Consider the following 13,665-nt stretch of genomic DNA (forward strand, 5'->3'; position numbering starts at 1 on the left):
CGACGGGAGAACCGCATCCCGGAGATCGGACAGCGTCTGCACGATCCTGCAGCGCAGGCGGCCCGCGGCGCCATGCACGACCGGTGCCACGAGCACCAACGGAATGCGGCATCCACAGGCCGTGCGAAGACCTTCTCGCGGAACGCGAGACCTCCTCCACATACACACGGGGCGAGCCGCCTCTCCGCTCGTCGCATCGATGAGGTCTGCGCCGCCACTCATTCGACGAGGCTGAGGATGTGGAGCCCCACCCACATGCGCCCCTCACTGTCCTTCGTCGTCGCGACAGCCTCGATCCGATCGACTCCCGTCGACTGCGCCGGCACGTCACCTCCGGACAGTGGGTGAAGATCGTCGCAGGGGTCTACATCCCGAGCACCCGGTGGCGCGAGCTGCGTCCCATCGACCAGCACCGCGTGCGCTCGCTCGAGATCATGCGACGGCTGAAAGAGCCGGCGACGATCTCGCATCTCTCGGCTGCGGCGATCTGGGGCATCGACGTGCTGGGGACGTGGCCCGCGACTCTGGACGTGATCACCGAACGCCGCTCGGGAGGCCGCTCGAGCGGGGCCGTCCGTCGCCGCGCCCTCGGGCTCGATGGAGTCCTCCGCATCCCCTACCGCGGTCACTTCCTCACCACTCCAGCTCAAACGGCGCTCGACCTCGCCCGTTCCCTTCCGTTCGTGCGCGCAGTCGCCGTCGTCGACCAAGCTCTGTGGGCACGACGGGACGGCGGCCCGCTCACGACGAAAGACGAGATCCGCGCGCTGATGGATGCCGAGCCCCGGCGCGGTGACGGCCGTGCACACCGCGTCATCCGATTCGCCACGCATCGTGCCGACAGCGTGCGAGAGTCGCAGAGCCGAGTCGTGGTCATGCGGCTCGGATTCCCACCGCCACGGCTCCAGGAACGCCGCATCCTCCCCAGCGGGCGTCTTGTGTTCGGCGACATGTACTTCCCGGAACACGATCACTGGGTCGAGATCGACGGCAGGGGCAAGTACCGCAGCTTCGGCTACGACGCCGACCCGGCGCAAGCGGTCATCGACGAGAAGAACCGCGAGAACGAGATCCGCCGCGAAGTCCGGGCTTTCTCCCGATGGGAGGCGACGGATGCCGATAACCCGGCGCTCATCTACGACATCCTGACGAAAGCGGGGCTTCCCAGTTCGAAGCCGCCGCCGTGAGCGCGATCCCGGATCCCTCGACGCGGTAGTGCGTCTACGCAACGCGGATGATCTACGTCGTCCACGGGTGGTTCACCACAGCGGGCGATCACACGGGCCTGCACAGACGGGCCCCCGGCGCGCCCGGTGAGCGCGCCGCATCCCGACCCTTCGGAAGAGCGGCCACCGCCCCTGCGGCGATGGCCCACAGACCGCGGCGACGCTCCGCGCTGCTGCTTCGTGCATTCGCGACAGCTCGATGCGCCCGCGGATGCATGAAACGACAGCGCGATCCCCGAACGACAGCGCAAACCGGGAACGACAGCGCTCGGGAACGACAGCGCAACCCCCGAACAACAGCGCAACCCGGGAACGACAGCCCAAACCGGGAACGACAGCGCAAACCGGGAACGGACCGCCGGCTACCAGCTCACGGGGAGGGCCTTGCCCTCCTCGTAGCCCGCGGCCGACTGCAGCCCGACGAGGGCGCGCTCGTGGAACTCGGGCACCGTCGCGGCACCCGCATATGTGAACGACGACCGCACGCCCGAGGTGATCATGTCGATGAGGTCCTCGAGGCCCGGTCGCAGCGGGTCGAGGTAGATCTTCGACGACGAGATCCCCTCGGCGAACAGCTCCTTGCGGGCGAGCTCGTACGGGTCGAGGCGGCCGAACCGCTCGTGCACGGCCTTGGTCGACGCCATTCCCCACGACTCCTTGTACAGGCGTCCGGCGGCGTCGGTCTGCAGCAGCCCCGGCGCTTCGATCGTGCCCGCGAACCAGGAGCCGATCATGACGGATGCCGCCCCCGCCGCGAGCGCGAGAGCGACGTCGCGCGGGTAGCGCACTCCCCCGTCGGCCCAGACATGCGCGCCCATGATGCGGGCGGCCTCGGCGGTCTCGAGCACGGCGGAGAACTGCGGCCGGCCGACCGCCGTCATCATGCGCGTCGTGCACATAGCCCCCGGCCCGACGCCGACCTTGAGGATCGTCGCGCCCGCCGTGACGAGGTCGTGCACGCCCTCGGCGGTGACGATGTTGCCGGCGGCGAGCGGGATGCCGAGATCCAGATCGGCCACCGCGCGCAGGGCGCGCAGCATCCCCTCCTGGTGACCGTGGGCGGTGTCGATGACGAGGACGTCCACACCGGCGCCGGCGAGTGCGCGCGCCTTGGCGGCGACGTCGCCGTTGATGCCGACCGCCGCTGCCACGATGAGCCGCCCGGAGCGGTCGACCGCGGGCCGGTACAGCGTCGAGCGCAGGGCGCTGCGGCGTGAGAGGGTGCCGACGAGCAGGCCGTGATGCAGGATGCAGACCATCTCGGCGTCGCTGTCGACGATGAGATCGAACGCGTGGCGGGCGCTCTCGACGTCATCGGCGTCGATGGCCGTGGGTCGCGTGTGCGCCAGGTCGCCCAGGCGGGCGTCGGCCAGGGCGGTGCCGAGGCGGGACGCGGGGACGATCCCGGCGATGTTCTCGATGCGGATGCCGTCGGCCGACGACTCGGCGACGACGACACCGTGGCCGTCGATGGGGGGCAGAAGCCGCGCCGCGTCGGCGACGGTCGCGTGGGGCGGCAGCACCAGCGGCGTGTCCCAGGACGTCGGCTGATCCTTGACCCACCGGATCGCGGCATCCAACTCCTGCAGAGGCATGTCCTGCGGGAGCACGCCCATGCCGCCACGGCGGGCGAGCGTCGCAGCGAGTCGAGCGCCGGTGACCGAGTTCATGTTCGCGGAGACGAGCGGGAGCGTCGCCCCGCTCCCGTCGCCCGGCGACAGATCGACGTCGAGCCGGCTCGTCACACCGGATCGGCGCGGAACCAGGAAGACGTCGGAATAGGTCAGGTCGACCTCGGGCTCGTCGCCGTAGAATTCCATGCTTCCCAGCCTAGTGATCGCGCCTCCGCGGACTCCGTCCTCCCCAACCGGACGATACCTGGGAGCGCGTCACGCCCCGACATCGGCCGAAGAGACTGGGTTAGGCTTAACAGTCGCGCGCGTGCCGCCGCACGTGTTGCGCGAACACGATCCTCACCGATGAAAGCAGGCGATCGACTGTGTCGAGCCAGGTGACCGGCGCCGGTACCGCAAACGAAGGAGAGTTCGGAGCCAACGAGTGGCTCGTCGAGGAGCTCTACGAGCAGTACTCCAAGGACAGGAACGCCGTCGACAAGGAGTGGTGGCCGGTCCTCGAGTCCTATGGCGCGGCGCAGATCTCGAAGGATGCAGCCGCCGCGGCCCCACCGGCCGCGCCGCGCACCACCCAGACTCCTCCGACGACGGAGACGCGCCCGGTCACCGCACCCGTCCCGATCATCGGCAACCAGCCGGTCGCCCGCACCACGGCCCGCCCGGCCGCTCCCCAGCCCATCCCGGCGCAGGCGCCGAAGGTCGAGCCTTCGGTGGGCGAGGCGTCCGCTGAGAACGACGTCGTCACGGTTCTGCGCGGCATGCCGAAGACGCTCGCCGCCAACATGGACGAGTCGCTGACCGTCCCGACGGCGACCAGCGTGCGGACGGTCCCCGCGAAACTGATGATCGACAACCGCATCGTCATCAACAACCACATGGCGCGCACGCGCGGCGGCAAGGTGAGCTTCACGCACCTCATCGGCTGGGCTCTGATCCAGGCGATCAAGGAGTTCCCGAGCCAGAACGTCTTCTACGCCGAGATCGAGGGCAGGCCCTCGGTCGTCGCCCCTGCCCACATCAACCTGGGCATCGCGATCGACCTCCCGAAGCCGGACGGCACGCGCGCCCTCCTCGTCCCCAGCATCAAGCGCGCCGACACGCTGACGTTCGGCGAGTTCCTCGCCTCCTACGAGGACCTCATCGGCCGCGCCCGCACGAACAAGCTGACGGCCGGCGACTTCCAGGGCACGACGATCTCGCTGACGAACCCCGGCGGCATCGGCACGGTCCACTCGGTCCCCCGCCTCATGAAGGGGCAGGGATGCATCGTCGGCGCCGGCGCCCTCGAGTACCCCGCCGAGTTCCAAGGCTCGAGCGAGAAGACGCTCGTCGAGCTCGGCATCGGAAAGACGATCACCCTGACGAGCACCTATGACCACCGCGTCATCCAGGGCGCCGGCTCCGGCGAGTTCCTGAAGAAGGTGCACGAGCTCCTCATCGGCCAGCGCGGCTTCTACGACGACATCTTCGCCGCGCTCCGCATCCCCTACGCTCCCATCCGCTGGAACGCGGACATCAACGTCGACGTCGCCGAGCGCGTCGATAAGACGGCGCGTGTGCAGGAGCTCATCAACTCGTTCCGCGTCCGCGGACACCTCATGGCGGACATCGACCCGCTCGAGTACCGCCAGCGCATGCACCCCGACCTCGAGATCGAGACGCACGGGCTCACCTTCTGGGACCTCGACCGCGAGTTCGTGACCGGCGGATTCGGCGGCAAGCGCGTCATGAAGCTCCGCGACATCCTCGGCGTGCTGCGGGACTCGTACTGCCGCACGATCGGCATCGAGTACATGCACATCCAGGATCCTGGTCAGCGCAAGTGGTTCCAGGACAACCTCGAGCTCAAGTACCAGAAGCCCGGCCACGACGAGCAGATGCGCATCCTCGGCAAGCTCAACGAGGCCGAGGCGTTCGAGACGTTCCTGCAGACCAAGTACGTCGGCCAGAAGCGCTTCAGCCTCGAGGGCGGCGAGTCGCTCATCCCGCTGCTCGACCAGATCCTGCAGGGCGCCGCCACCGAGGGTCTCGACGGCGCCGCGATCGGCATGGCGCACCGGGGTCGCCTCAACGTTCTGACGAACATCGCCGGCAAGACGTACAGCCAGATCTTCCGCGAGTTCGAGGGCTCGGTGGCCATCGGCTCCAAGAGCGGCTCGGGCGATGTGAAGTACCATCTGGGCACCGAGGGCACCTTCGTCGCCGACGGCGGCGAGGAGCTCCCCGTCCTGCTCGCCGCGAACCCGTCGCACCTCGAGACCGTCGACGGCGTGCTCGAGGGCATCACGCGGGCCAAGCAGGACCGCAAGCCGATCGGCACCTTCACCTGGCTGCCGATCCTCGTGCATGGCGAGGCCGCCTTCGCCGGCCAGGGCGTCGTCGTCGAGACGCTGCAGATGTCGCAGCTGCGCGGCTACCGCACGGGCGGCACGATCCACGTCGTCGTCAACAACCAGGTGGGCTTCACGACGACCCCCGTCGACGGCCGCACCTCGGTGTATGCGACCGACGTCGCCAAGACGATCCAGGCGCCGATCTTCCACGTCAACGGCGACGACCCCGAGGCCGTCGTCCACGTGGCCGAGGTCGCGTTCCGCTACCGCCAGAAGTTCCACCGCGACGTCGTCATCGACATCGTCTGCTACCGCCGCCGCGGCCACAACGAGGGCGACGACCCGTCGATGACGCAGCCCCTCATGACGAACCTCATCGAGGCGAAGCGCTCCGTGCGCCGCCTGTACACCGAGGCCCTCGTCGGCCGCGGCGACATCACCGAGGAGGAGTACGACCGCGCGAAGGTCGACTTCCAGGGACGGCTGGAGGTCGCGTTCGCCGAGACGCACGAGGCCGAGACCGGGGCGTCGCCGGTCGTGAACGCCGACGCGTACCTGTCCCCCGTCGTCGGCGAGCCCGACACCACCGGGGTGCCGGTCGAGGTCGTCAACCTCGTCGGCGACGCGTTCGTCAACAAGCCCGAGGGCTTCACTGTCCATCCGAAGCTGCAGCAGCTGCTCGACAAGCGCTACGACATGAGCCGCAACGGCGGCATCGACTGGGGCTTCGGCGAGCTGCTCGCCTTCGGCTCGCTCCTGGTCGAGGGCACCAACGTGCGCCTCGCCGGCCAGGACTCGCGCCGCGGCACCTTCGTCCAGCGCCACGCGGTGCTGCACGACCGCGCGAACGGCCAGGAGTGGCTGCCGCTGACGAACCTGTCCGACAACCAGGGCCGCTTCTGGGTCTACGACTCCCTGCTCAGCGAGTACGCCGCCATGGCGTTCGAGTACGGATACTCGGTCGAGCGCCCCGACGCCCTGGTGCTCTGGGAGGCCCAGTTCGGCGACTTCGCGAATGGCGCGCAGTCGGTCATAGACGAGTACCTCTCGTCGGCCGACCAGAAGTGGGGCCAGCAGTCGGGCGTCGTGCTGCTGCTGCCGCACGGCTACGAGGGTCAGGGACCCGACCACTCGTCGGCGCGCATCGAGCGCTACCTGCAGCTGTGCGCACAGGACAACATGACGGTCGCACGGCCGTCGACGCCCGCGTCGTACTTCCACCTGCTGCGCCGCCAGGCATATGCCAAGCCGCGCCGCCCCCTGATCGTCTTCACGCCCAAGGCGATGCTGCGCCTGCGCGGCGCCACGAGCGCGGTGTCCGACTTCACCGCCGGTCGCTTCGAGCCGGTGCTCGACGACGACCGCGGGCTGGCGAAGCAGAGCGTGCGCCGTGTCGTCCTCACCGCGGGCAAGCCGTACTGGGACCTCCGTGCCGAGCTCGACAAGAATCCGAACCCCGAGGTCGCCATCGTCCGGCTGGAGCAGTTCTACCCGGCGCCCGTCGACGAGCTCAACCGTGTGCTGGCGCAGTATCCGAACGCGGAGCTCGCATGGATGCAGGATGAGCCCGAGAACCAGGGCGCCTGGCCGTTCATCGCGCTGGAGGTCGCACCGAAGCTCGGAGGTCGCAGCATCCGCGTGATCTCGCGTCCGCCGATGGCCTCCACCGCGACCGGGTCGCCGAAGGTGCATGCCGCCGAGTCGGCGGCGATCCTGCGCGCGACCCTCACGCTCTGATCGGCGTCACCCGGGGGTGACCTCGGCGGCCGAGTCCGCGGCGCTCAGCTCCGGCTGGGCGCCGCGGTCGTCTGCACGCTGCGCGCCGCGCCTCCGGGCGCTACCTGTGCCAGACGTCAGGCGGGCACGACGCCGGCACGGTCGAACGCGGATGCGGCGGCATCCGTCGACGCCTGCCGGTCGTCCTCGACCAGTCCCAGACGCGTGCGACGATCCAGCAGGTCGTCGATCATGAGGGCGCCCTCCACTTCGACGCCCCACTGCAGCTCCTGCGCGGTCACACCCCGCGCGGCTCCCGGACCGTCGGGCAGGCCCGCCGCGAAGGGAGCCTCCGCACCGTAGCGCCGCACCAGTCGTGCAGGGGCCGCGACCTCGGCCAGGCGCTCTCGCGGCCAGGCGCCGACGAGCGGCAGAGTCGCGGTGTGCGATGGCGGCACGTCGCCGAGGCGCGCCGCGACGGCGTCGATGCCGTCCTGCGCCATGCGACGGTAGGTCGTGAGCTTGCCGCCGACCACGGACAGCAGGCCGGAGTCCGACTCGACGATCGCGTGCGTGCGCGAGAGGTCGCTCGTCTGGTCGCCGTGCGCCGGATCGGTGAGCAGCGGGCGGAGCCCGGCGAACGTCGCGACCACCTCGGAGCGCGCAAGCGGCTCGGCGAGCACCGAGCCGATGACGCCCAGCAGCTGGTCGATCTCGTCCTCCGTCGCGTGCGGGACATCCGGCAGCGGCCCGTCGGCGGGCACATCGGTCAAGCCGATGTACGACCGGCCGTGCGCAGCGGGGAGCGTGAACACGAAACGGCTCGACGAGCCGGGGAGGGGCGCGGTCAGCGACACGTCGGACCACCCGAGTCGCGCCGTCTCGACGACGAGGTGCGTGCCCCGGCTCGGCCGCAGGTGGACGGCCGGGTCGATGTCGCCCGCCCAGACGCCGGTGGCGTTCACGACCGCGCGTGCGTGCAGCTCGAGCTCGCCTCCACCGAGTTCGTCGCGCACGACGACGCGGTCCCCGGTCGCGCGGATCGCTCGCGCCCGGGTCAGGACGGATGCGCCGTACCCGGCCGCCGTGCGCGCGATGGCGACGACCAGGCGCGCGTCGTCGAACAGCTGACCGTCCCAGCCGCGCACGCCGCCGCGCAACTCCTCCTGGCGCACTGCCGGTGCGAGTCGCACGACCTCGGATCGCGCGAGCGGCCCCGGCGCGGCGAGCACGCTCCCCGGAGTCCGTGTCACGCGGCGCAGTCCGTCGCCCAGCTCATAGCCGAGCCCGATGTACGCCCCGCGGGCGATGTGTCCCGGAGCGTAGAGCGGCATCACCTGCGCGAGGGGTCGCGTGAGGTGCGGCGCGATGCGGGTCATCAGCAGGTGTCGCTCGAATGCGCTCTCGTACGCGATGCCGATCTGGCCGCTTGCGAGGTAGCGAAGACCGCCGTGCACGAGCTTGGAGCTCCAGCGGCTCGTGCCGAAGGCGAGATCGTGCGCCTCGACGAGCACGGTCCGCAGGCCGCGGGAGGCGGCGTCCAGCGCCAATCCGGCGCCCGCGACACCACCGCCGATGACGACCACGTCGACATTCGGGCGGTCCCCCAGGTCGGCGAGCTCGCGCCCGCGCCGGCGCGCGTTCAGCGCGGTGGAGTGGGGCGTCCGTCCGAGGAGCCGGGGCGCACGGGTCACGGCGCGAGTTTGCCATACTGTGGCCATGGTCGCGACGACGCCGCCCGAGCTCCCCTCCGCCCGCCCTCGGATGACGTGGGACGTGTGGGGCGACGCATCCGACGCCCGGCGCCTTCCTTCGGTGGCCCGCTTCATCGCCGCGCGCGTGCTGCCGGGCGAGCCGCATCCGCTCGCCCGGGTCGCCGCTCCGGCGCTGACGCCGTCGCGCCTGGACGCGACCGACCTCGAAGCACTGCGCGCGGTCGCCGAGACGGCGACGGATGGCGCCTCCCGCGCGCTGCACCTCGGCGGAAAGAGCACGCCCGATCTGCTCGCCCGTCGCACCGAGGAGCAGCAGACCGCTCCTGACGCGATCGTGCTGCCGGCATCGCACGCCGAGGCGGCCGCCGTGATCCGGATCTGCGATGCGCGCGGCATCGCGGTGGTGCCCTTCGGCGGGGGGACGAGTGTCGTCGGCGGCGTCGAGCCCGAGCCTGGGACGCATCGGGCGGTCGTCGCCCTCGACCTCGTGCGGACCGCCGCTCTCCTCTCGTTCGACGAGACGTCGCTGCTCGCGACCCTCGGCGCGGGCACGACCGGCCCCCAGGCCGAGGAGCTGCTCGCCGCGCACGGCTGCACGCTGGGCCACTTCCCGCAGAGCTTCCGCTACGCCTCGCTCGGTGGTTTCGCCGCCACCCGGTCGAGCGGCCAGGCGTCCAGCGGCTACGGCCGGTTCGACGATCTCGTGCACGCTCTGCGCGTCGCGACGCCGGCGGGCGACCTCGAGCTGGGACGGGCTCCCGCGAGCGCCGCGGGACCGGATCTCCGGCAGCTGCTGCTCGGATCCGAGGGCGCCTTCGGGGTGATCACCGAGGTGACGGTGCGGGTGCGCCGGATACCGGCCGCAACGCTGTACGGCGCGTGGCGCTTCCGCGACTTCGGGGACGGCGCGCAGGCGCTGCGCACGCTGGCGCAGCGCGGCATCCATCCCGCCGTCGTACGGCTGAGCGACCGCGTCGAGACGCGCGTCAACGCGGCCCTCGGCGGACACCTCGCCCGGATGCGAGGCTGCCTCGCGGTCGCGACCTTCGAGGGTGCGACCACGAGGGAGGCGCGGGCCGTCCGCGACGCGACCGCGGACGTGTTCGCGCAGCACCACGGCAAGGCGCGCGGTGCCGAGCCTGCGCGCTCCTGGGAGCGGGGCCGGTTCGCCGCCCCGGCGCTGCGCGACCCGCTCCTCGACATCGGCGTGCTGGCCGAGACGCTGGAGACGGCGGCGACGTGGGCCGATCTCTCGGGAGTGAAGGATGCCGTGACCCGGGCGCTCGACGAGTCCCTCTCCGCCGACGGCTCGAAGCCGATCGTCATGTGCCACATCTCGCACGTCTATCCGGCCGGTGCATCGCTGTACTTCACGGTCATCGCCGCCCTCACGGCCGAGCCCGCAGCCCAGTGGGCGCGGGCGAAGGATGCGGCCACTCGCGCGATCGTCGCGGCCGGCGGCACGATCACCCACCACCACGCGGTAGGCCGCGACCACCAGCCCTACCTGGAATCCGAGATCGGCCCCCTGGGCGTCCGCATCCTCCAGGCGGTCAAGGCCACCCTCGATCCGAACGGCATCATGAATCCCGGTGCTCTCATCGCTCCCCGCGAGCACGGCGCTCTCCTGGCCGCCCCCACCCCGGACACCGCCGGGAACCTCGCGTGACCGTCGCGCTCGTCGCCAACCCGGCTGCGCGCTCCGGTGGCGGCATCGTGCCCGCCGAGCGGGCGGCCGAGCGCCTGCGCGCGGCAGGACTCGAGGTCGTCATCGTCAGCGGCGGCACCGCCGGCGAGTCCACGCGCCTCTTGCGTGCAGCGCTCGAGGCGGGTGCGACGGCCGTCGTCGTGGCGGGCGGAGACGGCACTGTGCATCTGGCGATCCAGGAGGTGGCGGGAACCGGCATCCCGCTCGGAATCATCCCCGTGGGCACGGGCAACGACATGGCCGCGATCGCCGGACTCCGCGAGCTCGATCTGGATGCCGCGGCCGACGCGATCGTCGCGGGCGTCACGCGCGACGTCGACCTCGCCCGCGTGACGCGCGGTGACGGCACCACTCGGCTGTTCGGCACCGTGCTCGCCAGCGGCTTCGACTCGCGCGTTAACGACCGCGCCAACGCCATGCGCTGGCCCCGCGGCGGGTCGCGCTACAACATCGCGATCCTGGTCGAGTTCCTGCAGCTGCACGGCGTCCCGTTCCGCCTCGACCTGGAGCTGGCAGACGGCACCCGGGAGTCCCTGGCCGGCGACCTCGTGATGGCCACGGTCGGCAACGGACGCACCTACGGGGGCGGCATCCCGATCTGCCCGGATGCGGATCCCGGCGACGGGCTCCTCGACGTGACGTTCGTGCGGCCCGCCGGGCGCCTGCATCTGCTGCGTCTGCTGTCCCGCGTGTACAAGGGGACGCACACCTCGGTGGCCGAGGTCTCGACCCGGCAGGTTCGCTCGATCCGGCTCGAATCCGCCGGTGTCACCGCCTACGCGGACGGCGATCCGATCGGAGCCCTTCCGCTCCTGGTCGAGGTCGTCCCGGATGCGCTGCGCCTGTACACGAGCATCTGAGTGCTCAGACGCTCGCCGACTCCCCCGAGCGGATCGTCGCCAGCACCTGCTCGCGCAGCTCCGTGGGCGCATACTCGACGCACGAGCGGGCCACGGCCTCGGTCAGGGTACGTGCCACGTGGGCCTCGTCCTGGCATCCGGTGCAATGGGCGAGGTGCTCCTCGATATCCGCACGGGTGGTGTTGCAGGCCTCGTTTCGGAGGTACTCCTCCAGATCCCTCTGCGCCTTCTCGCAACCGCAGTCGGTCATTTCGCACTCCTCGTTGACTTCGTACCCCCGGACTTCACGGTCGCCGCGGTGTCGATGCCGCGCTCCCGTGCATAGTCCGCCAGCAGGTCCCGGAGCATCCGTCTGCCACGATGCAGACGGCTCATGACCGTGCCGATGGGGGTCTTCATGATGTCGGCGATCTCCTGGTAGGCGAAGCCCTCGACATCCGCGAGGTACACCGCCAGCCGGAAATCCTCCGGAATCGCCTGGAGGGCGTCCTTCACGACGGATGCGGGCATCCGGTCGATCGCCTCCGCCTCGGCCGAGCGCGTGCTCGTCGCCGTGGTCGATTCCGCTCCCCCGAGCTGCCAGTCCTCGAGGTCGTCGATGGTGCCCTGGTAGGGCTCACGCTGCTTCTTGCGATACGTGTTGATGTAGGTGTTGGTCAGGATGCGGTACAGCCAGGCCTTGAGGTTGGTGCCCTGTGTGAACGTCCTCCACGACGCGAAGGCCTTCACGAACGTCTCCTGCACGAGATCCGACGCGTCCGCGGGGTTGCGCGTCATGCGCATGGCGGCCGCGTACAGCTGGTCCATGTACGGGATCGCCTGCTCCTCGAACTGCGTACGAGCATCTACGAGGGCATCTGCCTGATCGTTCATCACGCGCCAGTCTACGGCGCGGTCACTCTCGGCCGACGAGACTCCTCCGAGGTGCGCGGGGCGCTCGAGCGTTGCAATCACGGCTTTCCTTCGCGGCTGGTGGGTGACCTCTTCAGTAGGCTAGGAACCGATGACGCAAGCCCGGTATTCCCCCGATGACGCCGAGACGGTCCCGACGCCCTCTCTCGGCGCCACTGATGTGTCGCCCGGAGCCTCGGGGGGCGTGGGCCCCGACTCGGCCATCGCCGATGCGCCCAGCCGGCGTGCTGCGCACGCCTGGCAGGCCCCGGTGGCGGCCGGCGCGCTGCGCTCGACGGTCACCGTGCCGGGATCGAAGTCGCTGACGAACCGTGAGCTGCTCCTCGCCGCGATCGCCGACGCGCCGAGCCGCCTGACGGCTCCGCTGCACTCCGACGACTCGGCGCGCATGGTCGAGGCGCTGCGCACGCTGGGCATCGGCATCCGTGCAACGGCGGGTCGCGGGCCTTTCGGCGACGACCTGGTCGTCAACCCGATCTGGCCCCTTCAGGCCGGCACGACCATCGACTGCGGCCAGGCCGGCACGGTCATGCGCTTCATCGCGCCGATCCTCGGCTTCGCCCACGGCGAGGTCACCCTGACTGCTCACGAGAGCGCCCTGCATCGCCCGATGGGCGTGATGATCAAGGCGCTGCGCGACATCGGCGTCGACATCGTCGACGGCGGTCACTGGGCCCTGCCGTTCACGGTCCGCGGACACGGCCACGTGCGCGGCGGCGAGGTCGTCATCGACGCGAGCTCGTCGAGCCAGTTCGTGTCCGGCCTGCTCCTGGCCGCGTCGCGGTTCGACGTCGGCCTTCACCTCATCCACAACGGCGAGCGGCTCCCGAGCATCCCGCACATCGACATGACGGTCGAGACCCTCGCGCACCGCGGCGTGCACGTCGAGCGCCCCGCACCCGGCGAGTGGGTCGTGCCGGCAGGCCCGGTCCGCGGCAAGGACGTGGCCATCGAGCCCGACCTGTCCAACGCGGCGCCGTTCCTCGCCGCCGCGATGATCGCCGGCGGTGCGGTATCGGTCACCGGCTGGCCGCTGCACTCGACCCAACCGGGTGCGCTCCTTCCCGACATCCTCGGACTCATGGGCGCGCGCGCCGTCCGTCGCGGCGGCGCGCTCACCGTCACGGCCGGCGAGCGCATCCAGGCGGTCGATATCGATCTGTCCGCAGTCGGCGAGCTCACCCCGACCATCGTCGGGCTCGCCGCCTTCGCCGACGGCCCGTCGACGCTGCACGGAATCGGTCACCTCCGCGGGCACGAGACCGATCGCCTCGCGGCCCTGGCCGCAGATCTTCGCGCGCTCGGCGGCGAGGTCCATGAACTCGACGACGGGCTGCGCATCGTGCCGCGGCCGCTGCACGGCGGCCTATGGCGCGCCTTCCACGACCACCGCATGGCCACGACCGGCGCTCTCGTCGGACTCGCGGTGCCCGGCGTGGAGGTCGACGACATCGGCACGACGGCCAAGACGATGCCGGAATTCCCTCAGCTCTGGACCGGGATGCTCGAGGGCACGAGCCGAGATTCCGCCCCGGTGCAGGACATGGCCTCCTCCGCGTGA

9 protein-coding genes are annotated in these 13,665 nt (G+C 70.8%); 5 read left to right on the top strand and 4 right to left on the bottom strand.

The window, feature by feature from the left end; genetic code table 11:
* Positions 1–239: 239 nt before the first annotated feature.
* Positions 240–1,187 carry a type IV toxin-antitoxin system AbiEi family antitoxin domain-containing protein gene (locus AC0NZN_RS05725; RefSeq protein WP_474591317.1) on the top strand — a complete coding sequence of 316 codons (948 nt, stop codon included), beginning with the start codon at positions 240–242 and terminating at the stop codon, positions 1,185–1,187.
* A 401-nt stretch (positions 1,188–1,588) separates the two neighbouring features.
* Here AC0NZN_RS05725 and guaB1 read toward each other — a convergent pair whose 3' ends face one another.
* A complete protein-coding gene (gene guaB1 / locus AC0NZN_RS05730) occupies positions 1,589–3,046 on the bottom strand; it encodes a GMP reductase (protein ID WP_474591318.1) in 1,458 nt (485 codons plus the stop codon).
* A 179-nt stretch (positions 3,047–3,225) separates the two neighbouring features.
* Here guaB1 and AC0NZN_RS05735 point away from each other — a divergent pair, with 179 nt between their 5' ends.
* Positions 3,226–6,930, top strand: coding sequence for a multifunctional oxoglutarate decarboxylase/oxoglutarate dehydrogenase thiamine pyrophosphate-binding subunit/dihydrolipoyllysine-residue succinyltransferase subunit (locus AC0NZN_RS05735; protein WP_474591319.1), 3,705 nt, complete (start codon positions 3,226–3,228; stop codon positions 6,928–6,930).
* A 116-nt stretch (positions 6,931–7,046) separates the two neighbouring features.
* Here AC0NZN_RS05735 and AC0NZN_RS05740 read toward each other — a convergent pair whose 3' ends face one another.
* Positions 7,047–8,603: a glycerol-3-phosphate dehydrogenase/oxidase gene (locus AC0NZN_RS05740; protein WP_474591320.1), complete on the bottom strand. Its 1,557-nt coding sequence runs from the start codon at positions 8,601–8,603 to the stop codon at positions 7,047–7,049.
* A gap of 25 nt (positions 8,604–8,628) precedes the next feature.
* Here AC0NZN_RS05740 and AC0NZN_RS05745 point away from each other — a divergent pair, with 25 nt between their 5' ends.
* Positions 8,629–10,293: an FAD-binding oxidoreductase gene (locus AC0NZN_RS05745; protein ID WP_474591321.1), complete on the top strand. Its 1,665-nt coding sequence runs from the start codon at positions 8,629–8,631 to the stop codon at positions 10,291–10,293.
* The gene (locus AC0NZN_RS05750) at positions 10,290–11,192 is read left to right on the top strand and encodes a diacylglycerol kinase (protein WP_474591322.1); all 903 of its coding nucleotides are present in this window, start codon (positions 10,290–10,292) and stop codon (positions 11,190–11,192) included. Before AC0NZN_RS05745 ends, AC0NZN_RS05750 begins: the two co-directional genes overlap by 4 nt.
* 4 nt (positions 11,193–11,196) lie before the next feature.
* Here the strand turns inward: AC0NZN_RS05750 and AC0NZN_RS05755 are convergent, their stop codons facing one another.
* Both AC0NZN_RS05755 and AC0NZN_RS05760 read right to left on the bottom strand, forming a co-directional pair.
* Positions 11,197–11,442 (bottom strand): zf-HC2 domain-containing protein, encoded by a 246-nt coding sequence (locus AC0NZN_RS05755; protein WP_474591323.1) that lies wholly within the window; start codon positions 11,440–11,442, stop codon positions 11,197–11,199.
* Positions 11,439–12,065, bottom strand: a complete 627-nt coding sequence (locus tag AC0NZN_RS05760; protein ID WP_474591324.1) for a sigma-70 family RNA polymerase sigma factor — start codon at positions 12,063–12,065, stop codon at positions 11,439–11,441. The genes AC0NZN_RS05755 and AC0NZN_RS05760 overlap by 4 nt, the downstream gene beginning before the upstream one ends.
* 241 nt (positions 12,066–12,306) lie before the next feature.
* On the opposite strand from AC0NZN_RS05760, the gene aroA reads away from it, so the two are divergent.
* The gene (gene aroA / locus AC0NZN_RS05765; RefSeq protein WP_474591611.1) at positions 12,307–13,665 is read left to right on the top strand and encodes a 3-phosphoshikimate 1-carboxyvinyltransferase; all 1,359 of its coding nucleotides are present in this window, start codon (positions 12,307–12,309) and stop codon (positions 13,663–13,665) included.

It is taken from the genome of Microbacterium sp. sgz311019 (assembly GCF_056135325.1).

Excerpts from the sequence above, each read along its gene's own strand:
- guaB1 (WP_474591318.1), bottom strand. The coding sequence starts at position 3,046 with ATGGAATTCTACGGCGACGAGCCCGAGGTCGACCTGACCTATTCCGAC.
- AC0NZN_RS05745 (WP_474591321.1), top strand. The coding sequence starts at position 8,629 with ATGGTCGCGACGACGCCGCCCGAGCTCCCCTCCGCCCGCCCTCGGATG.
- AC0NZN_RS05755 (WP_474591323.1), bottom strand. The coding sequence starts at position 11,442 with ATGACCGACTGCGGTTGCGAGAAGGCGCAGAGGGATCTGGAGGAGTAC.
- AC0NZN_RS05760 (WP_474591324.1), bottom strand. The coding sequence starts at position 12,065 with ATGAACGATCAGGCAGATGCCCTCGTAGATGCTCGTACGCAGTTCGAG.